Below are 22,462 nucleotides of genomic sequence, written 5' to 3' on the forward strand. Positions count from 1 at the left end.
GAGCACCCTACCCCTGCGCGGGCCGCCCCATCCCAACCTTCCCCCTACGCCGGGCGCCCCTGCAAGGGGGAAGGAGCCTGACAGCGATGGACTTATGACGCAGTAGTACTAATGTCCGGCACCGAAGCGCAAAGTTTGAGACGGCAATTCGCCGAAAAACTGCCGGTAGTCGTTCGAGAAACTTCCCAGATGGAAGAAGCCCCAACGTGCCGCTGCTTCGCTGATTGTCATTTGAGAAGCGGGGATCGAGCGTAAAAGGCGCCTCACGCTGCCCAGGCGTATCTTGCGCAGATAGGAAGAAGGCGACATGCCCATGATGTGCGTGAAACTCGTTTGCAGCGTGCGCCGGCACACGCGAAGTTCCGTACATAGATCGAGTACCGAGGGCGGATCTTCAGGATTGCCCAGTACCAGGTCCTGGCTACGTTTCACGATATCGTTGTAAGTCTGGCGCGTCAGATTGGGACGCCCAGCCACTTCCGCTTCCTGCAGGGCGCAGAAGATCGCATCGAGCAACTGCTTGCGCAGCATGGCGCGCACCTGCTCGCGGTCGAGGTGCTCGACATGATTTTTCAATTCATCAATGCCCAAACGCAGTACAGAAAATGCATGACTGTCGTGCATGAACTTAATGTGCCGGCTGGCGTTTCGCTTTGTTGCGAATCCTAAAGGTTCAACAAGCCGATCGAATTCCGCAGCCGACATGGTGATGCCAGACACCTCCATGCCGCCAGCCACGCGGTACATCCAATCCCCTCCGCCGCGCTTGAATCCGGAATGCACGTGGCTGCCGTTGTTTCGGTCGCTTGCGTCCAAAGAATGCGCAGGAACGGTCCATGCCAACACGACGGCACTCGGTAAAACACCGCCGCACTGGACGATGTCGCAATTGGTGCGCTCGTGGAAGGCATGGATACCGTCGAGATCGATTTGCTGCAGGGTGCTTTGGAAACGACCCTTGTCGATTTGAAAATAATCCTGAGTGAGATTGACGACACTTCTTCCGTGCTCATTCGCATCAGAAAAACACTGCACTGAATAGTAAGTTTTCATTTCTGCATCTCGTTTGGGACTCGCCGCAGTACTTGCGTCCATGCAAAGACGGATTGAGGGTCTATACGCGGGAGTCTACACAATCTTGTGCCAAGTGCACACCGCGTCCACTCTTACACCGAACGGCTTGCCAATTTCTGATAAAGGGTTTTGCGTCCCCTGCCCTATGCTCGTTGCATCGTCCATTGAGAACTGAAACGAGAGGCAAACATGCAAGACAAAGAGCAAAACAGCAACACGCCGTTGGATTTCAATCGGCGCGACTTCATGCGCCGCGCAGGTGCAAGCGCAGGCGCGGTGGCTGCTGGCGGTGTCCTCGGCACAGCTTCCTCGGCGGCGAATGCAGGCGGTGCGCAACGCAAGGCAAAGACCAAGGGCGTCGACTACGACGTGATCGTGCTGGGCGGCGGTTTTGCCGGCGTGACGGCAGCACGCGACAGTTCCAAGAATGGTTACAAGACGCTGCTGCTGGAAGCGCGCGACCGTCTGGGCGGGCGCACCTTCACCAGCGAGTTCGCCGGTCACAAAGTTGAACTTGGCGGCACCTGGATTCACTGGACCCAGCCGTTCGTCTGGGCCGAAGTGCAGCGCTACCAGCTCGACGTGGTCGAGACGCCCAAAGGCAAGATCGTTGAGCCGGGCACGACGCTCAAGGTACTGGTCGACGGGCGCTGCGAGACGCTGGACAAGCCGGAGCAGCTCGGCCCGGTGTTTGGCGCGTTCAACAAGTATTTCGCCGATGCCAGCGCGATCTGGGAGCGTCCGTACGACACAGCATTTTGCTTGCCGGAGGTCCTCAAGCACGAAAAGCTGAGCGCGCTGGATGCTGCGCAAAAGATGAACCTCACACCGGTGCAGCGGGTCGTGCTGGAAGCTTATCTAATGGGCTTGTCGCACGGCCCGGCCAGCCAGGCAGCGTATGTCGAAGTCAGCCGCTGGTGGGCTCTGCCGGGCGGCAATATGAAAGCGCTCTTCGATGCGGGCGGCCGCTACACCTTCAAGGATGGCACGGTCAGCCTGATCAACAAGATGATCGAGGATGGCAAGTTCGAGATGCGTCTGAAGACGCCGGTCAAGTCAGTCGATGACCGTGGCGATCATGTGGTCGTAACCACGGTGAACGGACAGCGTTATACAGCCGCTGCCGTGATCGTGGGCCTGCCGATGAACGTGGTGCACAACGTCCAGTTCACGCCGGCGCTGGACCCGCGGGTGGTCGAGGCCGGGCGCGAGAAGCATGTGGGCTGCGGCATCAAACTGATGATCAAGGTCAAGGGACGTCTGGCGAAAAACAAGGTGACTGCGCTGGGCCCCGCATCGCATCCGCTGCCGATCGTCTCGACCTATGTGGCTGAAGACGACTACACCATCATGACGATGTTCGGCTCCGATCCCAAACGCATCGACTACCGCGACAAGGCGGCGGTGCAGGCCGCGCTGCGCGATTACTTCCCGGAGGCGGTCGTCGAGCAAGTCCATTTCAATCCGTGGACGGACGATCCCTACAGCCAGGGCACCTGGTGCGACTACAAGCCGGGCTGGTTCGAAAAATACCTTCCTCATTTCCAGAAGGATCGCGGCCGGGTGGTCTTCGGCCAGGGCGATCACGGCGAGGGATGGCGCGGCTTCATCGATGGCGCGATCGGTGCCGGCATGGGCGCGGCCGTTCGCGTCAAGGCACGGCTCGGCTGATTCGATCTTCATGATCTGTGCTCCTTACCCGTGCAAGGCATGGGTAGCTACACATCTCCAGGCTTTGCTCGCAGGCGGGCGCTTGAGTTGAATTTTTCTGTATTTCTACCCCCGTCGTCCCCGAGAAATCGGGGACCCATGGTGAGTTCGCGGTTCAGCGCTGGTATGGAAGGAAACGGATTCTGCAACCGGCTTATGGGTTCCCGTTTTCACGGGAACGACGGGGCTAGGTTGGTAAAAAAAATACACACAGTCACCCGCACGCGAGCGAAGGATGGAGATGTGTAGATACCCATGCCTGCAAGGTTGACGCGGCGACGGCAGTAAAGGGAGGAATTCAGTACACAACATTAGGAAAACCAGCAGGATGCCCAGCCGCATCCACGCGGCAGACAAAAACAATCCACAAGCAATTCCAGGGAGACGTGAATGAACAACAAAAAACAAGTCCGATTCGGCACACTTCGCCGCACCGCCCTCGTCATGGCGGCAGCTGCACTGTGCGCCGGCGTGTGCGGCAGCGCCGCCGCCTTCCAGATCGATACCGGCAACGAGGACTTCCAGGTCCACTGGGACAACACGGTCCGCTACAACTTCGGCAAGCGCGTCGAAGCGCAAGACCCAGCGATTCTGGCAAATCCGAACAAGGATGACGGCAACCGCAATTTCGGCAAGGGCAGCGCGGTCACCAACCGCCTCGATCTGCTGACCGAACTCGATATCGTGTACAAGGAGAATTTTGGCGCGCGCGTGTCGGCCGCAGGCTGGTATGACCAGGCGTATTCGGGCGGGTTCGACAACACCAGCGTCGCCACTTCCAACCACTTGCTCAACGGCGCGCCGGCCCTGGGTTTGTCCAACTATACCAAGCGCTATTTCAAGGGACCGTCCGGCGAATGGCTCGATGCCTTCCTGTTCGGATCCTTCGATCTCGGCACCATGCCGATGACCGTGCGCGCGGGACGGCATACGGTGTACTGGGGCGAGAGCCTGCTGGACCCGGTGAACGGCATCGCCTACGGACAGGCGCCGCTGGACCTGGGCAAGGGCCTGTCCACCCCCGGGGTCGAGGCCAAGGAATTGTTCCGCCCCATCACACAGATTTCCGGCACGCTGCAGGCCACGCCGACACTGTCACTGGCCGGCCAATATTTCCTCAAGTGGGAAGAAAACCGGTTTCCGGAATCCGGCAGCTATTTGATGGACATCGATCCGCTGCTGCGTGGCGGGGAATCGTACATTCTCGGACCAGGATTCTCGCTGACGCAAGGAAAGACCATCGAGCCGAAGAACCGCGGCGAATGGGGCCTGGCAGCACGCTGGAGTCCGCAATGGCTGGACGGCACGGCGGGCTTCTACGTGCGCCGCTTCGCCGACAAGATGCCGCAACTCATTGTGAATATGGCCACCGGCGAGTACCTGACCAACTATGCCGCAGATGTCGACATGGTTGGCTTCAGCCTGTCCAAGCAGATCGCCGGTGTGAGCGTCGGCATGGACCTGAACTACCGCAAGAACATGCCGCTCAATAACGAGGGCGCACTCGTCTTCTCGAATGCGGAACTGCCTGCACTGGGCCAAACGCTTGCTCCGCGCGGCAAGACGCTGCACGGCGTGTTGAATGCACTTGGTTCGATCAAGCAAACACCGGTGTTCGATAGCGCGAGCTGGATCGCCGAACTTTCCTGGACCCGCTTGCTGTCGGTGACGAGCGATCCGCAAGACATCTTTACCGGCCGCGCCGCATACACGGATATCGACAGGGCAACCAAGGATTATGTGGGGATCGGCCTGAAGTTCACACCGAAGTGGTACCAAGTGTTCCCGGGTGCGGATTTGTCGATGCCGATCGCCTATTCGCGCGGCTTGTCGGGTAATTCGGTGGTACTCGGTGGCGGCAACAAGGATAGCGGCAGCTATTCGATCGGGCTGGGTCTGGACGTCTACAGCAAGTACCGCTTCGACCTGCAGTATGCCGATTACTTCGGACCGTACCGGACGGAAGACGGCGCAGTCGTCACCGCCAGCGGCAATGCCGCCGTCAAGGACCGCGGCACGGTTTACCTGACATTCAAGACCACATTCTAAGGGACGAGAACATGACGAAATTAACTAAAGCAATGCTTGCTGCCGGCTTGCTGGCGGCGCAGATGGATGCCGTGCACGCTGCCGTGACTGCGGAGGAAGCGAAGAAGCTGGGTACTACGCTCACGCTTGTCGGCGCAGAAAAAGCGGGCAACAAGGACGGCACCATTCCGGAATACACTGGCGGCCTGACCACAGCACCAGCCGGCTTCACCAAAGGCAGCGCCGTGCGCCCCGATCCATTCGCCGGCGAAAAGCCCTTGTTCTCGATCGATGCGAAGAATATGGCGCAGTATGCCGACAAGCTCACCGAAGGCACGAAAGCCTTGATGAAGACCCACTCTGGCTATCGCGTCGACGTCTACAAGACGCACCGTACCGCGGCACTCCCGAAGTGGGTTCTCGATAACACGGCCAAGAACGCGACTCGCGCCAAGAGCTCCGACGATGGCCTTTCCATGCATGGCGCACAAGCCGGCGTTCCATTCCCGATCCCGAAGAACGGCAATGAAGTCATGCATAACTATCTGTCAAGCTTCCAGGGCACGGCGATCGTGATTCCGAAGTTCAGCGCCTGGAACGTCGACAGCGCCGGCAAAACCATTCTGTCCGCACAAGGCGTATGGACACAGGATTTCCCGTACTACGATCAAAAGGCGGAAGACCGCTCGGTGCTTTATCGGGCGCGTGTCACTTACACTGGACCGGCGCGCCGTAACGGCGAGGGGCTGATGATGGTGGAGCCGTTGGACTACACGGCCAACCAGTCTCGTGCCTGGGCCTATTTGCCGGGCCAGCGTCGGGTGCGCCTGGCGCCGGATCTTGCCTACGACGCGCCCAATTCGAGCACGGCCGGCATGTCGACCATCGACGACGTCAACCTGTTCAACGGCAAGCAGGACCGCTACGACTTCAATCTGGTCGGCAAGAAGGAAATGTACGTGCCGTACAACACCTATCGCTTGACCTACACCGACAAGCCGGAAGACGTTTTGCAGGCCAAGTTCATCAACCCGGATATGGTGCGTTGGGAATTGCACCGGGTGTGGGTGGTCGATGCGAAACTGAAGGAAGGACAACGCCATATTTATTCGCGCCGCACGTTCTATGTGGATGAGGACAGCTGGAACATCATCGCCGTAGATCAGTATGACGGGCGCGGCCAATTGTGGCGCCCGGGCTTTGCGTACCAGGTCCAGAACTATGACGTGCCGGCCCCGAGCAACATGACCGCAGGCCATTACGACCTTATCGCCGGCAGCTACTACCTCAACACTTGGCCCGGCGCGGGCGGCATGAGGATTGGAGACATGCTGCAACCGGCATCGTCCTGGAGTCCCGATAACCTGGCGGGCAAGGGTATCCGCTAAAACGCTGCGGCATGAAGTAACGCAAAGTAACGCAAGGTGCGTTCCGCGCGCTGGTGCTCTATGGCATCAGTGCGCGGAACGCACTTTTGCACTATGTTTTATTCCAATTCCCGGCTCGGCCGGCAACACAAGTGCACGAGGAGATAACGATGAAGGATACTCAAACTGTGAAGGCGTCCGCCGGTGGCATCCTGGCCAAACTGGTCTCTGCCGCATTGCTGGCAACAAGCACGCTTCAGGCTGCCCCCGTATCGGCGCAGCCACAGCAGAAACCTAACATCCTGTTCATCCTCGTCGATAACCTCGGCTACGGCGAACTGGGCGTCTATGGCGGCGGCGCCACGCGCGGCGCGCCGACTCCGCGCATCGACAAGTTCGCCGGCGAAGGTTTGCGCCTGACCAACATGAACATGGAGCCGCAATGCACGCCCAGCCGCTCTTCCATGCTGACCGGGCGCCACGCAATTCGCTCCGGCACGTATGCCGTGCCTTACGGCGGCATGGCAGAAGGCCTGACGCAATGGGAAGTGACGATGGCCGAGTCGCTGTCGGACGCCGGGTATGCGACCGCGCTGTATGGCAAATGGCATCTCGGCAGCGAGAACGGCCGTCTGCCGAACGACCAGGGCTTCGATGAATGGTATGGCATCCCGCGCACCACGCATGAGGTGTTGTACGCGACTACGCCCGCTTATTCGCCGCAGATCACGCCGGGGCAACCGATCCTGGAAGGACGCAAGGGCGAGAAGAGCAATGAGGTGAGGGTCTATGACGTGGAGCAGCGCCGGCTGATGGACGGCGACCTCGCGCGGCGTTCGATCGCCTTCATGGAACGGCAGGCAAAGGCGAAAAAGCCGTTCTTTGCCTTTGCCTCGCTGACGCAACCGCATATGCCGACGCTGCCCAATCCCAAGTTCGCCGGCAAGACCGGCCACGGCGACTGGGCCGACATGCTGGCCGAGATGGACGACAACGTTGGACAGATGCTCGATGCCGTGGATCGCCTGGGGATTCGCGACAACACGATTGTGATTTTTGCCAGCGACAACGGCGCGGAATTCATGAAGCCGTGGGATGGTTGGTCCGGTCCGTGGCGCGGCAATTATTTCACCGCATGGGAAGGCGGCATCCGCGTGCCCTTCATGATTCGTTGGCCCGGCAAGATTCCGGCTGCGCGCGTGTCCGACGAGATCGTGCACGGGGTCGACCTGTTCCCGACGCTGGCCAGGATTACCGGCGCCAGGCTGCCGGACGACCGTCCGATCGACGGCATGGATCAGTCGGCTTTCTTTATGGGCAAGATCGGCAAATCAGCGCGCGAAGGTATCCTGATCTGGGTCGATAACCGCCTGCAGGCGGTGAAGTGGCGCAACTACAAGCTGCATTTCTATCAACAGGACACGATGGTCTCGCCTGCCGCCAAGCTGTCCGTACCGCTCCTGGTGGACTTGTACACCAATCCGCAAGAAGACGAGAACAAGCGTGATATGGCTGCGGGCTGGGCGACGCGCCCCATGCTCAAGATGATCGGCGCCTTCGAAGCCAGCGTGAAGAAATATCCATTGATTCCAATGGGGACGCCCGATCCATATCAACCGCCTCAATCGCCTCAACCGCCTGCCACGAAGCCGTGATATCGAATTGTCGCGCCACACGATTTGCCGATTTTGAATGTCGCGTGGCGCAGACTGACACTACCAATTCTTTGACTGATCGACGCAGGCAGGCGGTCGGCACCCCCGGAAAAAGGCGCGATGTCGTGTCATGTCAAGTTATGGGTTGGGATTGGTATAAGCTGCTTCGGTACATGGTCCGGCTGAACGCAGGCAATGGCTTCCAGCGAACATGCATGCCGATGTGACGTCATGGGGGGTGCGTATTCAAAACAAATGCGTGATACCGATGGCAACAGCGCCCTGTGTCACGCCCAAGCCCTCCGCGGCGTTCGTCTTGCGCGCGAAATTGGCGCCGTTGCTCCAGTCGCTGCGATCGAGCTCGGCATATAGACTGGTTCGCTTGGATAGTGCATAGCGGGCGACAAGAACACCGACGTCGACTTTTTCCTTGCCGTCGGGCCGGAACACCGGCAGCGCCACCGTGGACAATTTCACCCGGTAATACGCGCCGGTCAGCGAGAACGCCGGCGAGAAGTGATAGGTCACGCCTGCCCATCCGCCCTTGATCGTGGTGTCGCCACCGATCGTGTCGGCCTTGTGTTCCGCGTAGCCGACGGCGAGCCGCCACGGGCCGCGGTTGTAGGCGCCGCCGAAACTGTAGTCGATCTTGTCGGCATCCAGTGCAATACCCGGGTAGTTCGGGAATGCCGGCAGATTCGGGGGGATGGCGTTGCCGGCCTTCTGTTTCGTGTAAGTGGCGCCGATCAAGAACGGACTCTGCGCGTAGTTGACGCCGATGCCGGCTGCGCTGCCCGTCTTTTCGCTGCCCGGCGCCTCGCCGAATGCGTATTCGGCACGCAGCGTCAAACCGCCGAACACGCCGGTGTATTGGATGTCGTTATCGAAGCGCGCGCAAGCGCCGGCCGTAATGGGCCGGCAACCCGGCGTCGTGCCGCCGGGCGCCAGAAAAACGGTGGGATTGACGGCAGGCAACCTGGCGCTCAGTGCATCGTAGGGTGCCATGGTCTTGTACCCAGCGCTGTATTGGTGGCCGATGTCGACCGTGCCCCAGGGGCCGCCGAAGCCCACCGTCGCGCTACGGTTGAACAAGCGACCGGCGGCATTGTCCAGCGAGCCAGTATCAGGGACGAATCCTGCTTCAAGATTGAAGCGGGCGTTCAATCCGCCACCCAGATCTTCCACACCCCTGAAACCAAGACGGTTGATGTAGTCGTAACCGGTCACCATGGCCGTCGCGGATCCGACCGGGGTGCCGAGGTCGGGCGGCGCGACCACATTGGTCTGGTGGCGCACGGCGAGATCGACGCTGCCATAAACGGAAATGGTCGTTTGGGCGCAAGCGGCACCGGTAAACGTTCCGAGAATGGCAACTACAGAAATCGACTCTTTCATTTGTTCTGTCTTTCAAGAATATTTCGTAAATTGCGGTAGGGGTAGGGACAAATGTTACCCCCCCGAAACGGAGGTAGCCGTCCAGATGATTTGATTTTATGTTAACGCCATATTTATTCATGACGCCTTGATGCATTCGCCGCCACTGGTGCAGGCGAAAGGTATGGGATAACCGTGGTAGAAAAAACGTTGTTGCATGTTAGCAACTGTTTTAATTTCAGCAAAGAAATGAAAAATTCAGTCATCCAAACAATCCTCGTATCACTGCTTGGATGCATCCTTTCTCCGCTTACCGGTTTTGCCGAAGACATCAACAACGACGAACGCCTGCTCACATTGCGCGGTTTCGGCACGATCGGCGCTCTCTATAACACTGTTGACGATGCCGATTACGTGCGGACCCTCTTGCAGCCGGAAGGCGCGGGGCGGACGCGCAGGCTGGATCTGGGAACCGACTCCATCCTTGGGGTACAGCTGGACGCCGCTCCCGAGCGCGACCTGAGCGGCATGCTGCAGATCGTCGCCCACCGCCGTATGGACAAGTCCTACCGGCCGGAAGTGACTTGGGCGTTCGCGAAGTTCAGGCACGACGAGCATACGGAAGCGCGCGTCGGACGGCTAGGGTTCGATGTATACATGCTGGCCGATTCCCGCAACGTCGGCTATTCCTACCTGTGGGTGCGTCCACCGGTCGATTTCTTCAGTCCCTGGGCACTTACCTACTTCGACGGTGCGGACCTGGTTTTCAAACACGCCTTTCACGGCGCCGAAGCAAAGGTCAAGGTCTATGCAGGCCGCCCCAAGGAAAAGTTGCTGGGCGAGACTGGAAGCTACGACTGGAGCAAGACGCAGCTGTTCGGCGTCCACGCCGAGTATCAGTCCGACAAGTGGCGTTATCGCCTCGGGTACGCGCAGATCAAGATCACGGAGGAAGCCCCCGGCGGCGACGCGATTCTGGCCATTCTGAGATCGCCGATTGCGAACGCCCTGAGCGGTTCGGCAAGCAGTGCGTTTGCCGACGACATCGCGTTGACCGGCAAGTCGATCCGGTTCCTGTCCGCCGGTGCCGTGTACGAGGATGGGCCGTGGCAGGCACAGGGGATGGTTTCGCGCATCAGGGCGGTGAGCAGCGCCTATCCCGACCTTAAGGCGGGATACATCACGCTGGGTTATCGCAAGGGCGACTGGACGCCTTATTTCACCTTGTCAGCGATTTCTCCCAGCGGCAGCCCGCGTAGCAGCGGCCTGCCGCCGGCAGGCGCGTTTGCGCCGCTCGTCGCCTGGCTCGACCGCCTGCATCCGAGCCTTGCGGCCTCGCAGACGACACAGGCTGTTGGTGTCCGCTACGACTTCGCGCGCAACGCCGCCTTCAAGGTGCAGCTGGACAGTGTTCATGTGCGCAACAACACACTGTGGACCAATGCCCAACCGGCCGACTGGCGCGGCCGGGCCACCCTGTTCAGCGTTGCTGTGGACTTTATCTTCTAGGGCCGGCGATGCGAGTATTTTTTTCCTTCCTTCTCTGCATCGCAGCCCTGGATAGCGGCTTTGCCGCGGCCGCGGATTACGTCATTATCGTCAACCCCAACAGCGGGGTGGAAAGACTGAGCAAGGACGAAGTCATCAGCATCTTCATGGGCAGGCAACGCAAGCTCACGTCGGGCGTGACGGCACTTCCCGTCGACTTGGCCGGGCCGCCAGCCGCCAAGGAACAGTTCTATGCGTCCTTGGTGGGGAAAAAGCTCTCCGAAGTCAATTCGTACTGGGCACGGGTAATGTTTTCCGGCCAGGGATCGCCGCCGCGCCAGGCCGAAAGCGAAGATGAGGTCGTCGAGATCGTCGCCTCCAGCAAGGGGGCCATCGGTTACATCGACCGGAAGAAGCTGAATAAGCAAGTCAAGGCCGTGTTCAACCTGACCAACTGAGCGGAGGATGCCGATGCTGCAATTGTTCCGCACGAGCCTGGTGTTCCGTACCACGGTGAGCGTGGTGCTGGTCGTGCTGCTGGTTGGCGTCTTCTTCACCGTCGTCGCGCTGTCCTTGCTCAATGACCGCGAGCGGTTGCAGACAGCAGCGCACCTGGACGAACTCCTCAAGACCGTAGAAAGCACGGTCAGCATCAGCTGCTTCCTGCAGGACAAGAACTTGGCATCGGAAGTGAGCCGCGGTCTGATGAAGAACCGGGTGGTCAAGAGCGTCATCATCGTGGAAGAAGGAACGGTGCTGGCGCAGGAAGGCCGACCGTCGGGCACCAGCGGTCTGCGTCGCACGATCACCTCGCCATTCGATGCCTCAAAGCCGATCTGCCAGATCGTGATGGAGCCCAACGAGGCGGTCATCGAAGAACAGGTGTCGCGAAGTTCACGCCTGATCGTCTACTTGCTCCTGATGCAGGCCGCGGCCGTGGGCCTGACGGTGGTGATCGGCGTGTGGAAATGGGTCATTGAGCCGATTAAGACCATCTCCGACCAGCTGCACCGCCTGCCGGTGGAAGCCGGGGCCAGACTGCAACTGTCGCGCAAGTATGCCAAGGACGAAATTGCGCGCATGGTCGGCGATGTCAATGCGCTCATCACCAGCCTCGTCAAGACCCTGCACCAGGAGCGGGAGTTGCGCATATGGCGCGAGCGCGAGGAAAAGCGATTCCGCACGATCTTCGAGAATGCCGAAACGGGCATCTTCGTCATCGACAAGAACGGCTATATTTTTTCGTATAACCCCGCTTTCGTACGTACCTTGGGTATCCAGGAAGGAGACCTGTCCGACAGAACAAAGACCTCGCTTCCCGTCCTGTTGGGTATGTCGATGGAAAGCGGCAATGCAATCATTGCCAGGTCGCTCACCGAGAACCGCGTGGTTGCCGAGGACGTGCGCATCGATTCCGGAGGGCGCGAGCCGAGATGGATCAGCCTGGTGCTCAACCCCGTGGAAGAAGGAATGCTGCAGGGCCTGATCAACGACATTAGCGAGCGGAAAAAGTCGGAAGAATCGGCCAACCGGCTCGCCATGACCGACCGACTGACCGGGATTGCGAACCGGCTCGCCTTCGAAACGAAGCTGGCGGACCTGGCCGAGAGGGCAGCACTGGATAGTGGCGAACCCTATATCCTGATGCTGATGGATCTGGACGGATTCAAGCAGGTGAATGACACGCATGGCCATGATGCTGGCGACGCGGTACTGCGCCATTTCGCCGGGCTGCTCGAGAGCACGGTCCGGAAATCGGATTTTATCGGCCGGCTTGGCGGCGACGAGTTTGTCATCCTCCTTGAATCGCCGATACCGCGGGAGGGCGTCGAGCGCATTGCGCAGAAGATCATCGCCTCGCTGGCTGCGCCTATCCGTATCGGCCGCGACGTCGAGGCGAAGGTCGGCGCCAGCATAGGAATCGCCTTCTCGCGAGAGGCAGCGGACAAGGACGCCGTGTTCAAGCTAGCCGATGAGGCGATGTATCGCGCGAAGCGGGCGGGGAAGAATACCTATCGCATGCATCCGGAGGATGCCGATGCCGATGCGATCGTTGGCTCGGAGTGACTAGGGCGTGTCATCAATTGATGACACGCCCTAGATATGTTCAGGTTACGTTCAGGTGTATCAGAGGCTGCGCGAAATGATCAGCTTCTGGATATGGCTGGTGCCTTCGTAGATCTTGGTTACGCGCACATCGCGGTAATACCGCTCGACCGGGAAGTCATTGACGTAACCGTAGCCACCATGGACTTGCAGCGCATCCGAGCACACTTCTTCCGCCATTTCGCTGGCAAACAGTTTCGCCATCGAGGCTTCCTTGCCGCAGGGAATGCCAGCCTCGCACAGGCGCGCCGCATGGATCATGAACTGGCGTGCCACTTCGACTTTAGTTGCCATCCCGGCGAGATCGAAAGCCACGCCTTGCAACTTGATGATCGGCGCACCGTAGGCTTCGCGCTCCTTTGCGTATTGCACCGCGGCGTCCAACGCCGCACGCGCGGTGCCGATAGCTACTGCGGCAATCGCCACACGGCCCTCGGACAAGCCACTCATGATTTTCTTGTAGCCGCTGCCCTCTTCGCCGACCAGGTTCTCCACCGGCACGCGGAAGTCTTCCAGCTGAATTGCGGCAACATGTGCCGAACGCTGGCCCAGCTTGTGTTCCACACGCGTCACGGTGTAACCCGGCTCGCTCGGATCGATGATGAACATGCTGGCGCCGTTTTTGCCGGCGGCCTTGTCGGTGACCGACAGCACGATGCCGACGCCGGCGTGGTTGCCGTTGGAGATGAATTGCTTGCTGCCATTCAAAACGTAGTGGGAACCGTCGCGCCGCGCCGTGGTGCGGAAGGCGGCGGTATCCGAGCCGGCATGCGGCTCGGTCAGCAGGAAGGCGCCGATCTTTTCGCCGGAAGCCAGTGTCGGCAGGTACTTGCGCTTCTGTTCCTCGGTGCCGTCCTTGGCGATGGCAAAGCCGGCGGAATTGTGCACGTGGATGAGCGTGGCAAAGCCGGTATCGACAGCAGCGAATTCTTCGATGGCAAGGCAATACTCGACGAAGCTTGCACCGGCGCCGCCATATTCTTCCGGAATCAACATGCCGAGGAAGCCGAGTTCGGCCACGGCGTTCAATTCGTCGCGCGGCCATTCGCCGGTGCGGTCGCGTTCGGCGGCGGTCGGCGCCACCACTTCCATCGCCACTTTGCGGGCGGAATCGCGAATCATGACTTCCTGTTCGCTCAGGAATGCTGCTGTTGTATCACTCATTCTTTCCTCTTAAATCGGGCTAATCGCATCAAGCATGGCGGTTCTCTGCGCGAGCCTGCGCCCCTCTCTTTGGGAGGGACAAGCTAATCCACTCGCTGCAGCGCAGGCCTCTTCCATTCGCCGTTCAATGCCTCAGCCTTGGGCCAATAAAGACGCAGTGCAGTGAAAAACGGTGCATTCGGTGTAGGCAGCCAGTTTGATTCCTTATCCGCGCCGGGCGACTCGTGCTGAATGTAGACCGTGATTCCGCCGTCTGCATCGCGTTTCAGGTCAGGCAGCATCGGCGAATTGATCAGGTAACGATTGAGCGGATTAGCGACAAGCCGCCGCGCCGGTAGCTCATACATGGTGAGCGACCAGAATGCGTTTGCGGGTGGCAATTGTCCCGGCGCAAAGCGCAACTTATAACGATTACTCCCACCATTGAGCTTTTGGCCTGCGGAATCGACGTAATAGATCGGATAGATAGCTTCTTCTTTCGACAAGCCCCAGATGCCGCCATGGGTCGCTCGCATGCGATAAAGATAATTGTTCTTCAGATGCGCGCGCGACCCAAAGATATCGCCACTGGTCAATTCACCAGAGTTAATCTGTTTATCCACTTCCGCAATGGCAAGCCATGCATCGGCAATACCGTCTTCGATCGCCTTGCGCGTTTCTGGCGCGAACGCTTGCGCATCGAACTTCTTGCCTGCACCGATGCCAAGTTGGGCGAAGCGTTCCATGAGCGCTTTTTCGGAGGGATGCGTCGTCGGATAGAACTGCAGGACGAAGTTCAGAATGTCAAAAAATTCGAGCGAGTTACGCTGCTGCTCCTTAGTGAGCGGCTTCATGAAATCAATTGGACGCGCAGCTGCCGGAGCAGGCTTGCCGAGGAAAGCGGAAAGCGGCTGGACCTTGTAGCCGGCCTGGACTTTCTTCACATTCTCGATGTCATCCGGCTTGAAAAGCTGAGTCCGGTAAAAAACGTAGGTCAGTTCCGTTTCGGACCGGATCACGGCCTTGATGCCTTTTGGCATCTTTCCTTTCCAGTTCGGCCCCGCGACCAGGAAATTGCCAGCGCCGTTACCGGTGGTGCGCGTACCGATATAACCGGCGATGTGGGTAAAGAGGTCATTGACTTGAAGCGTGTAGTAGCGGTTTTGTTCGACGGCAGGCACGGACAACACCATCGGTTCCGTCCGCAAATCCAGACCGAGATTCGAATAAGGCGTATCCGCGTTCGGCGATTGCATCGCCTTGTCATCAGGCGTGAACACGCGCGCATTGTTGTAGATCGTGTTCCACCCGCCCTTGTATTCAGGATCGTTGCGATCGACGAAATAGGAGTACAGGATGCGATAGCTGTCCACCGGCGAGTACCCGTAGCTATAGGCTTCCTTCGCAATGGCGCGCGCCTCGGCGGGTGTGAGCGCAACAGACTTCGATTCTGCGGAGGTGAGCTTGGTCGCGGGAGTCATTGCACTGGCGGTCGAGCCCATGACCAGACCGATGCCGGCCAGCGATGCAGAGATGGCCAGGCGGATTGCCTTGCTTGCGATGGAGCGTTGTTTGATTTTCATGCGAGCGTGTCTCCTAATTTACGATCGGTGGTGTCGTGCTACTGCTTGAAAAATGCAACGATGCACGGCCGCTGGGGAAAAACTGATCGCCAGCGGCCATGACGGACGATAGGCTCGTCAGCGTACACCTGCTCCTGCAAGGCCTTCCGGCGACCAGGCCGAATCAGGCTGGCGTTCGTCGGCGATCTTCACGCCACCCGAGCCTGGCCACAGGTTGATGTAATACGTACCGGCGATCAGGTCGAAATGACCTACCATGGTCGCAGTCGAAGCCAACATATCGTAAGACTGCGTCAAGTACGCAAAACCCGGACGCCATAGTTGTCCGCGGCCGTCGTACTGGTCGCTGGCAAGAGCAATCCAGCTATCCTCGTCCACGTAGAAGGTGCGTTTCGAGTAGATGTGGCGCTTGCCTTCCTTCAGCGTCGCCTCCACCACCCAAACGCGATGCAGTTCCCAGCGCACCATCGCCGGATTGACGAACTTGGGGCCGAAGACGTCTTCCGCCTTGTCGGTGTAGGTCAGCTTGTAGGTGTTGTACGGGACGTACATTTCCTTCTTGCCGACCAGCTTCCAATCGAAGCGGTCCATTTTGCCGGCGAACAGATTGATATCGTCGATGGTCGACATGCCGGAGGTACTCGGATTCGGTGCGTCATAGGCAAGATCCGGCGCCAGGCGCACGCGGCGCTGCCCCGGCAGGTACTGCCATCTGCGGCTCCCCTTGTCGCCGTAGACGAGCATTTCCTGAGACAGGATCGCTTCGCCTGCACGGCGCGCCGGCCCGGTGTAGGACACCTTGGCCCGGGCGAGCAGGGTGGGATCCCCTGCCTTCGATTCATCATAGTAAACGCTTTCCTGTGTCCAGACGCCCTGGGTCGACAGCACCGCCTTGCCTGAGCTGTCGACGTTGTAGGCGCGGTACTTTGGAATCGTGAACCCCTGTCCCTTATAGGCCGTAAGGAAGTTCGTCATTACCTCGGCGCCGGTTTTCGGAATCGGGAATGGGATGCCCGCGCGTGCGCCGTGCGGATCCAGATTCGCGTCCAGGCTCGCCTTGGTCGCGTTCTTTACCGTATTGTCGAGCACGGACTTCGGGTAGGCCGCAGTACGATGTGTCTTGTACACGTCGATACGATAGTCGGCATTTCCCTTCATCAAAGCCTTCGTGCCATCGGTCAGCTTGTCGGCATACTGGGCCATGTTTTTCGCATCGATCGAGAACAGCGGCTTTTCGCTGGCGAACGGGTCGGGGCGCACACCGCTCCCCTTGACGAAGCCTGCCGGCGGTGTGGTCAGACCGCCTGTGTATTCGGGAATCGTACCGTCCTTGTTACCGGCTTTTTCCGCACCGACCAGGGTCAGCGTGGTGCCCAGTTTCTTCGCTTCGTCTGCACTCACGGCTGCGTGGAGTGCTCCTGCTTGGGCAGCCAGCAAGCCGGCTGCGATCATTGCCTTTACCAAGTGCTTCATATTGCTAACTATTTCCTTTTTTGTGGTTCAACTTCAAAACTGCTTCTAAACTTGTTTCATGAGATTTTTGGCGCGACTGACTTTTTCCGGCTCACTTGGAAGGGCGTCGAATAGGACTGCATCGAGTGGTAGATAGGCGTGTCCGGAAACGCATTCGCCCATAAGGAGAGAAAACAGAAGAGCGAACTCATGCCGGTAAGGGACATGCCGGCATGAAGCGCCGCGAAGGAAGAACATTGCACATGATGATGCATGGCCTCCACACGTCTTTATTACAAAGAACGGTTAAGCAGGTTGACAGATATTCTTTGACCCGCGTCAAATGCGCCTCCCCCTCTCTCGCAGGGGGGAGGGGGCGCCCGGCGTAGGGGTGAGGGTGCTTGCAAGAGCGCGTCCCTTGACAAACACCCTCATCCCCACCCCTTCTCCCGCTTGCGGGAGAAGGGAGCACTGCGGGCGCAGTCCAGCCCATTACGGCAAGGGCTACAGAACGCCTACGAGACGCGACGCGCCCTGTCCTTCCAGTACTTTTCACGCACCTCGCGGCGCAGCACCTTGCCGACTACGCTGACAGGCAGCGCATCGACAAACACGACGGTCTTGGGCGCCTTGAAACGGCCGAGTATGCCTTTGACGTGTTCGATCAAGGCTTCGGCGGTCACTTCCTCGCCGACCTTGAGCTTCACCTCGGCGTGCAAGGCCTCACCCCATTCATCATGCGGTACACCGACCACCGCCGACATCGATACGGCTGGATGCGAGCTAAGTGCGGCTTCCACTTCGATCGCGTAGACATTGAAGCCACCCGTGATGATCATGTCCTTCTTGCGGTCGACCAGATAGACGAAGCCTTCCTTGTCGAGGTGACCAAGATCGCCCGATTTCCAGAAACCGTTCTCGAATTCTGCGGCGGTGCCTTCCGGGTTGTTGTAATAGCCGGAGATGACGCCGCGGCAGCGGACCCAGATCTCGCCGGTGACGCCGGATGGCACTTCTTTTCCCGCATCGTCGACGATCATCATTTCCACGCCCGGCTGGATTCGGCCAGCAGACCCAAGCTGATGTTCGGTCGCTGTGAGGTGATCGCTCTTGCCGAGCAGACCGATGGTCTGAAGACATTCGGTCGAACCGTAGAATTGCAGGAATATGTTGCCGAAGCGTTCTTGCGCTTGCCTGAGCTTGGTCGGGCTCATCGGCGCACCGCCGTAGGCAATGCTGCGCAGTGAAGAAAGATCGTACTTGGTCGCCTCCGGCATTTCGAGCAGGCGATACACCAGCGTCGGCAGCAGCAAAGTCATCGTGATCTTCTCCGCCTCGATGTTCTTGCACATCAACGCTAGATCCGGGATGTTCTGCGTGACGGTGCATGCGCCGCGGAACAGGGTTGCCAGCACCCCGAATCCGGAGCCGTGGCTGATCGGTGCCATGTGCAGAAAGCGCGTGTCCGGAAGCTGGAACTGATCGGGCTCCATGAACATGGAATCCCGGCATGCCAGCCAGTTGTCCATCGAGTATTGGGCACACTTGCCCTTGCCGGTCGTACCGCCGGTGAAGCGATACACCAGAATGTCGTTGCGCGTATCGCTTTCGACATCGGGATTGGCGTCCGATACGCCTTCCAGCAGATCCCAGAAGTACAGCAAGCCTTCGCGCTCGGCCGGAGGCGGATCCATGCACACCACCGTGGCGCCTTGTGCGCGCAGCCTGTCGTAATACCGATCGAGCAGCGCGGTCTCGATAAACACCACCTTGGGACGCATGTACTCGGCCTGGCGGCAGTGTTCCTCAAATGAATCGCGGAAATTGGTGTAGGCGACGGCAGCCTCGCCTTTGAGAGCGGTCCAGACATGCATCAGGGACATGTTGTCGTTCTCAAGGATACAAAGGTAAATATCGCCGCGGCGCAATTGCAAACGCTCGCGCATCATGTTCACGATGCGATTGGTGACCGACTGGAATTCGCGGTAGGTATAGCGGCGATTGCGCTCGATATTGACCAGTGCCTCGCAGTCGCCGAAACGTAGGGCGAGATTGCCCATCATGCGTGCGAAATTCGTTTTCATCCAAGTCTCCTTCCTGTATTTCCCGTCGGGCACTCCGCCCATGTTATAAGAGTAAAACCATGCCATGGTACGGATCAATGCCAATCATGCGCCCTCCCATTGTGGACGCCAAGAATATCCCTTAGTCCGAAGCTGAGGCGGCGCACCGTCGTTGTGCACCTTTCCCCGCTCTTTAAGTCGATACGCACCCGGCACCTCTGTCGCGCGAATCCCGGCCCACGCTGAAAGCCGGGATTCCAAAGCCTTACTCACCACTGATCTACATCGGCGAATATCTCAAGCCTTCAGGCCCTTCATGGCGGTTTCGAAGAAGGCCGCCACTTGCTGGTTGGCATCGTCGCGCGGCACCGCCGTGCTCCAGTCGCTGATCTGCGCGAAATGCGCTGCCACGGTATCGGGCGTCAGTTCGCCGCCAAGGTACACCGGCGCCGTCTCGACCAGGCGCACCGACGAGAACACGCCGGCGCCCGCCCCCAGAATCACCTTGCTCGGCGCATCCTCGCTCACCAGGTACAGCGCACCCGGCGTCACTTGTTCCGGACGCACTGCCTTGAGCAGCGCTTCCGGCATCACGTCTTCGGTCATGCGGGTGGCCGCGATCGGCGCCAGCGTGTTGACCCGGATGTCGTTCTTCTTGCCTTCGATGGCCAGCATGTTCATCAGCCCCGCTACCGCCATCTTCGCCGCGCCATAGTTGGCCTGGCCGAAGTTGCCGAACAGACCCGCCGCCGAGGTCGTCATCAGGATGCGGCCATAGTTCTGTTCGCGCATCGTGTCCCATACCGCCTTGGTGCAGTAGGCCGAGCCCATCAGGTGCACATCGACCACCGCGCGGAAGTCGGCCATGTCCATCTTCGACAGGGTCTTGTCGCGCAGGATGCCGGCGTTGTTGATCAGGATGTCGACGCGGCCGAACTCGGCCTTGGCCTGCTCGACCATCGCGCTGACTTGCTCGAAGTCCGCCACGTTGGCGCCATTGGCAATCGCCGCCCCGCCCAGCGCCTTGATTTCCTCGACCACGGCCAGCGCCGCCTCCGACGAACTGCCGCCGCTCTTGCCGTCGCGGCTGCCGCCGAAGTCGTTGATCACCAGCCTGGCACCAAGCTTGGCCAATTCCAGCGCATGCACGCGGCCCAGGCCGTTGCCGGCACCCGTCACAATGGCCACACGGCCGTCAAAGCGAATTGTCATGGTATTACCCTCAAAAAAATTTCGAATTGAAATCATCACGGGCGACCGCTAGTGGCCGCCCGTGCTCAAGCTTGCTTAAGCCTTTGCAAATATCCCGACGTGTTCGGTGGATTCCTCGACGCGCCACAAGCCGCCGCCATTGCCCTGCAGCGCAATGCGCGCGCCGTCGACCTGGCGCTTGCCGCAGTTGCCGCGCAACTGCTCGACCAGTTCGAAGATCTGGCCGATGCCGGTGGCGCCGATCGGATGCCCCTTCGATTCCAGGCCGCCCGACGGATTGACCGGCAGCTTGCCGCCGAGGGCGCTGTCGCCGCGCTCGGCCATCACCCCGGACTGCCCCGGCGCGCACAGGCCCAGCGCTTCGATCGACAGCAGCTCGCCGATCGCGGTCGCATCGTGCACTTCGGCCACGTCGACATCCTTGGGACTGATGCCGGCTTGTTCGAATGCCGCCTTGCCCGCCAGATGGGTGCAGCCCTGGTCGAAGTCATCGGCCGCGCGCGCCGAGGCCGACCGCACCACCGAGGCCAGCACCTTGATCGCGCGGCGCTTGTCGAAACCGTATTTCTCCAGCGCCGACTCGGTGCACACGATCGCCGCCGCCGCGCCGTCGGAAATCGGCGAACACATCGGCAGCGTGATCGGATAGGTGATCGGCGGCGCCGCCAGGATTTCCTCGATGCCCATCGCGTTGCGGTATTGCGAACGCGCGTTGTGCACCGAATGGCCATGGTTCTTCGACGACACGGCCGCCAGCTGGCGCTGGGTGATGCCGAAGCGCTCCATCAGGCCGCCACGGCCCAGGGCCGCATACACGTCCATGAACGGGCTGTACGGCTTGGGCGACTGCGACCCCTCCGGCGGCACGATGCTCTTGCCCATCGCCGCCAGGTAATGCTTGTTGTCTTCGAAGGTTTCGATGTCCCACGCCGATTCGAAGGCCGAGAACATCTTGGCCTTGTCGCTGTAGAACATTTTTTCCGCACCGACGGCAATCGCCACGTCGGCCGCACCCGCCTTGAGCTGGGTGACGGCCAGGTTGAACGCGTGGCTGGACGAGGCGCACGCGCCTTCGAGGTTGTAGATCGGGATGCCGTCCAGGCCCAGCGGCAACAGCGCCACCTGGCCGCGGATCATGTGCTGGCCGTCGAAGTGGCCTTGCGTGCAGTTGCCGTAGAACGCGGCCTGGATGTGCTTGCGGTCGCAGCCGGCATCCTGCAAGGCGTCTTCCACCGCCCAGGCGGTCAGTTGCTTGACGGTCTTGTCGGTGTGGCGGCCGAACAGCGTCATGCCGACGCCGACGATGTAAATGTTTTCCATGAATGAGTCCTTGTCTTGAGAATCGGTGTACTCCCTTCTCCCGCCTGCGGGAGAGGGGAGTAAGAATCAATAGCCCTTGAAATCGGGCGCGCGCTTTTCGGCGAACGCGCGCAAGCCTTCGGCCATGTCGTACGAGCGCTGGTGGTTGCGCAGCGCCAGCACTTCGTGGCGCAGCGCATCGGCCACCGACTTGTCAGCCGCTTCGTTGGCCACTTTCTTCATGTTGCGCAACACCAGCGGGCTCTTCCTGGCCAGCTTGTCGCCAATCGCCTGCACGCGATCAACCAGTTCGCCATCGGCCACCACTTCGCTGACCAGGCCATAGGTCTTCATGTCCGCCGCCGGCAAGGCATCGCCGGTGAACAGCAGGTACATCGCGATGTTGTGCGGGATCTTGCGCGGCAGCACGGCGGCGCCGCCACCGCCCGGGAACACGCCGAAGTTCGAATGCGCATCGCCGAACTTGGCGCTGTGCGCCGCGATCACGAAGTCGCAGCACAACACCGCTTCCATGCCGCCGGCCAGCGCCAGGCCGTTGACGGCCGCGATCACCGGCTTGGGGAATGCGCGCAGCAAGTCGAAGAACACCACGATGGTGTCCAGGAAATCCGGTTCGCCCGGCTGCGGCGCACCGCCGGCGGCTTTGAGGTCGGCGCCGGCGCAAAAGGCGGGGCCGGTGCCGGTCAGCACCACCACGCGCACCGCCTCGTCGTCTTGCCAGTTGCGCAACTGCGCAGTCATGTCTTCGAACATGTCGCGGCTCAAGGCATTCATCGCCTTGGGGCGGGTCAAGGTGATCCAGCCAACCTGGCCCTTCACCTCGAAAGAAACGTTTTCGCTCAACTTCTTCTCCTCAATCAAAATCACATGCCGTGTTGCTACCCAAG

General features: G+C 59.9%; 16 protein-coding genes. 7 read left to right on the forward strand and 9 right to left on the reverse strand.

The window, feature by feature from the left end; genetic code table 11:
• Nucleotides 1–108 precede the first annotated feature (108 nt).
• The gene (locus D3871_RS31445; protein WP_158598045.1) at nucleotides 109–1,053 is read right to left on the reverse strand and encodes a helix-turn-helix domain-containing protein; all 945 of its coding nucleotides are present in this window, start codon (nucleotides 1,051–1,053) and stop codon (nucleotides 109–111) included.
• Nucleotides 1,054–1,263: 210 nt separating this feature from the next.
• Between D3871_RS31445 and D3871_RS24665 the strand changes: the two genes are divergently transcribed.
• The 4 genes from D3871_RS24665 (at nucleotide 1,264) to D3871_RS24680 (ending at nucleotide 7,834) form a co-directional block, all read left to right on the forward strand.
• The gene (locus D3871_RS24665) at nucleotides 1,264–2,745 is read left to right on the forward strand and encodes a flavin monoamine oxidase family protein (RefSeq protein WP_119771769.1); all 1,482 of its coding nucleotides are present in this window, start codon (nucleotides 1,264–1,266) and stop codon (nucleotides 2,743–2,745) included.
• 429 nt (nucleotides 2,746–3,174) lie between these two features.
• The gene (locus tag D3871_RS24670) at nucleotides 3,175–4,833 is read left to right on the forward strand and encodes a DUF1302 domain-containing protein (protein ID WP_119771770.1); all 1,659 of its coding nucleotides are present in this window, start codon (nucleotides 3,175–3,177) and stop codon (nucleotides 4,831–4,833) included.
• 11 nt (nucleotides 4,834–4,844) lie between these two features.
• Entirely contained in the window at nucleotides 4,845–6,200 is a 1,356-nt protein-coding gene (locus D3871_RS24675) for a DUF1329 domain-containing protein (protein WP_119771771.1), read from the forward strand.
• 149 nt (nucleotides 6,201–6,349) lie between these two features.
• Nucleotides 6,350–7,834: an arylsulfatase gene (locus D3871_RS24680; protein WP_119771772.1), complete on the forward strand. Its 1,485-nt coding sequence runs from the start codon at nucleotides 6,350–6,352 to the stop codon at nucleotides 7,832–7,834.
• Nucleotides 7,835–8,080: 246 nt separating this feature from the next.
• Here the strand turns inward: D3871_RS24680 and D3871_RS24685 are convergent, their stop codons facing one another.
• A complete protein-coding gene (locus D3871_RS24685) occupies nucleotides 8,081–9,229 on the reverse strand; it encodes a porin (protein WP_119771773.1) in 1,149 nt (382 codons plus the stop codon).
• Nucleotides 9,230–9,457: 228 nt separating this feature from the next.
• Between D3871_RS24685 and D3871_RS24690 the strand changes: the two genes are divergently transcribed.
• The 3 genes from D3871_RS24690 to D3871_RS24700 are packed head-to-tail and all read left to right on the forward strand — an operon-like array spanning nucleotide 9,458 to nucleotide 12,763.
• Nucleotides 9,458–10,717 (forward strand): hypothetical protein, encoded by a 1,260-nt coding sequence (locus D3871_RS24690; RefSeq protein WP_119771774.1) that lies wholly within the window; start codon nucleotides 9,458–9,460, stop codon nucleotides 10,715–10,717.
• A gap of 8 nt (nucleotides 10,718–10,725) precedes the next feature.
• On the forward strand, nucleotides 10,726–11,154 hold the full coding sequence (locus tag D3871_RS24695; protein ID WP_119771775.1) for a type 2 periplasmic-binding domain-containing protein: 429 nt from the start codon (nucleotides 10,726–10,728) through the stop codon (nucleotides 11,152–11,154).
• A gap of 13 nt (nucleotides 11,155–11,167) precedes the next feature.
• Nucleotides 11,168–12,763, forward strand: a complete 1,596-nt coding sequence (locus tag D3871_RS24700) for a sensor domain-containing diguanylate cyclase (protein WP_158598046.1) — start codon at nucleotides 11,168–11,170, stop codon at nucleotides 12,761–12,763.
• Nucleotides 12,764–12,823: 60 nt separating this feature from the next.
• Here D3871_RS24700 and D3871_RS24705 read toward each other — a convergent pair whose 3' ends face one another.
• From D3871_RS24705 to D3871_RS24735, 7 genes are all read right to left on the reverse strand, one after another.
• Nucleotides 12,824–13,966 carry an acyl-CoA dehydrogenase family protein gene (locus D3871_RS24705; RefSeq protein ID WP_119771777.1) on the reverse strand — a complete coding sequence of 381 codons (1,143 nt, stop codon included), beginning with the start codon at nucleotides 13,964–13,966 and terminating at the stop codon, nucleotides 12,824–12,826.
• Nucleotides 13,967–14,049: 83 nt separating this feature from the next.
• Nucleotides 14,050–15,528: a DUF1254 domain-containing protein gene (locus D3871_RS24710; RefSeq protein ID WP_119771778.1), complete on the reverse strand. Its 1,479-nt coding sequence runs from the start codon at nucleotides 15,526–15,528 to the stop codon at nucleotides 14,050–14,052.
• Between the two features lie 117 nt (nucleotides 15,529–15,645).
• Complete coding sequence (locus tag D3871_RS24715) at nucleotides 15,646–17,001, reverse strand: DUF1329 domain-containing protein (RefSeq protein WP_119771779.1); 1,356 nt, start codon at nucleotides 16,999–17,001, stop codon at nucleotides 15,646–15,648.
• Between the two features lie 494 nt (nucleotides 17,002–17,495).
• Nucleotides 17,496–19,064 carry a class I adenylate-forming enzyme family protein gene (locus D3871_RS24720; protein ID WP_119771780.1) on the reverse strand — a complete coding sequence of 523 codons (1,569 nt, stop codon included), beginning with the start codon at nucleotides 19,062–19,064 and terminating at the stop codon, nucleotides 17,496–17,498.
• 276 nt (nucleotides 19,065–19,340) lie between these two features.
• Complete coding sequence (locus D3871_RS24725) at nucleotides 19,341–20,255, reverse strand: SDR family NAD(P)-dependent oxidoreductase (RefSeq protein WP_119771781.1); 915 nt, start codon at nucleotides 20,253–20,255, stop codon at nucleotides 19,341–19,343.
• A gap of 75 nt (nucleotides 20,256–20,330) precedes the next feature.
• Nucleotides 20,331–21,575, reverse strand: a complete 1,245-nt coding sequence (locus tag D3871_RS24730) for a thiolase family protein (protein WP_119771782.1) — start codon at nucleotides 21,573–21,575, stop codon at nucleotides 20,331–20,333.
• A 66-nt stretch (nucleotides 21,576–21,641) separates the two neighbouring features.
• Nucleotides 21,642–22,418: an enoyl-CoA hydratase/isomerase family protein gene (locus tag D3871_RS24735; protein WP_119771783.1), complete on the reverse strand. Its 777-nt coding sequence runs from the start codon at nucleotides 22,416–22,418 to the stop codon at nucleotides 21,642–21,644.
• Between the last annotated feature and the right edge of the window lie 44 nt (nucleotides 22,419–22,462).

Source organism: Noviherbaspirillum saxi (genome assembly GCF_003591035.1).
GTDB lineage: Bacteria > Pseudomonadota > Gammaproteobacteria > Burkholderiales > Burkholderiaceae_D > Noviherbaspirillum > Noviherbaspirillum saxi.

Bases quoted from the DNA above. Each gene is read 5' to 3' on its own strand.
- D3871_RS24695 (WP_119771775.1), top strand. From the start codon at position 10,726: ATGCGAGTATTTTTTTCCTTCCTTCTCTGCATCGCAGCCCTGGATAGC.
- D3871_RS24700 (WP_158598046.1), top strand. From the start codon at position 11,168: ATGCTGCAATTGTTCCGCACGAGCCTGGTGTTCCGTACCACGGTGAGC.
- D3871_RS24725 (WP_119771781.1), bottom strand. From the start codon at position 20,255: ATGACAATTCGCTTTGACGGCCGTGTGGCCATTGTGACGGGTGCCGGC.
- D3871_RS24675 (WP_119771771.1), top strand. From the start codon at position 4,845: ATGACGAAATTAACTAAAGCAATGCTTGCTGCCGGCTTGCTGGCGGCG.
- D3871_RS24685 (WP_119771773.1), bottom strand. From the start codon at position 9,229: ATGAAAGAGTCGATTTCTGTAGTTGCCATTCTCGGAACGTTTACCGGT.
- D3871_RS31445 (WP_158598045.1), bottom strand. From the start codon at position 1,053: ATGAAAACTTACTATTCAGTGCAGTGTTTTTCTGATGCGAATGAGCAC.
- D3871_RS24720 (WP_119771780.1), bottom strand. From the start codon at position 19,064: ATGAAAACGAATTTCGCACGCATGATGGGCAATCTCGCCCTACGTTTC.
- D3871_RS24710 (WP_119771778.1), bottom strand. From the start codon at position 15,528: ATGAAAATCAAACAACGCTCCATCGCAAGCAAGGCAATCCGCCTGGCC.
- D3871_RS24665 (WP_119771769.1), top strand. From the start codon at position 1,264: ATGCAAGACAAAGAGCAAAACAGCAACACGCCGTTGGATTTCAATCGG.
- D3871_RS24670 (WP_119771770.1), top strand. From the start codon at position 3,175: ATGAACAACAAAAAACAAGTCCGATTCGGCACACTTCGCCGCACCGCC.
- D3871_RS24715 (WP_119771779.1), bottom strand. From the start codon at position 17,001: ATGAAGCACTTGGTAAAGGCAATGATCGCAGCCGGCTTGCTGGCTGCC.
- D3871_RS24690 (WP_119771774.1), top strand. From the start codon at position 9,458: ATGAAAAATTCAGTCATCCAAACAATCCTCGTATCACTGCTTGGATGC.
- D3871_RS24680 (WP_119771772.1), top strand. From the start codon at position 6,350: ATGAAGGATACTCAAACTGTGAAGGCGTCCGCCGGTGGCATCCTGGCC.
- D3871_RS24730 (WP_119771782.1), bottom strand. From the start codon at position 21,575: ATGGAAAACATTTACATCGTCGGCGTCGGCATGACGCTGTTCGGCCGC.
- D3871_RS24705 (WP_119771777.1), bottom strand. From the start codon at position 13,966: ATGAGTGATACAACAGCAGCATTCCTGAGCGAACAGGAAGTCATGATT.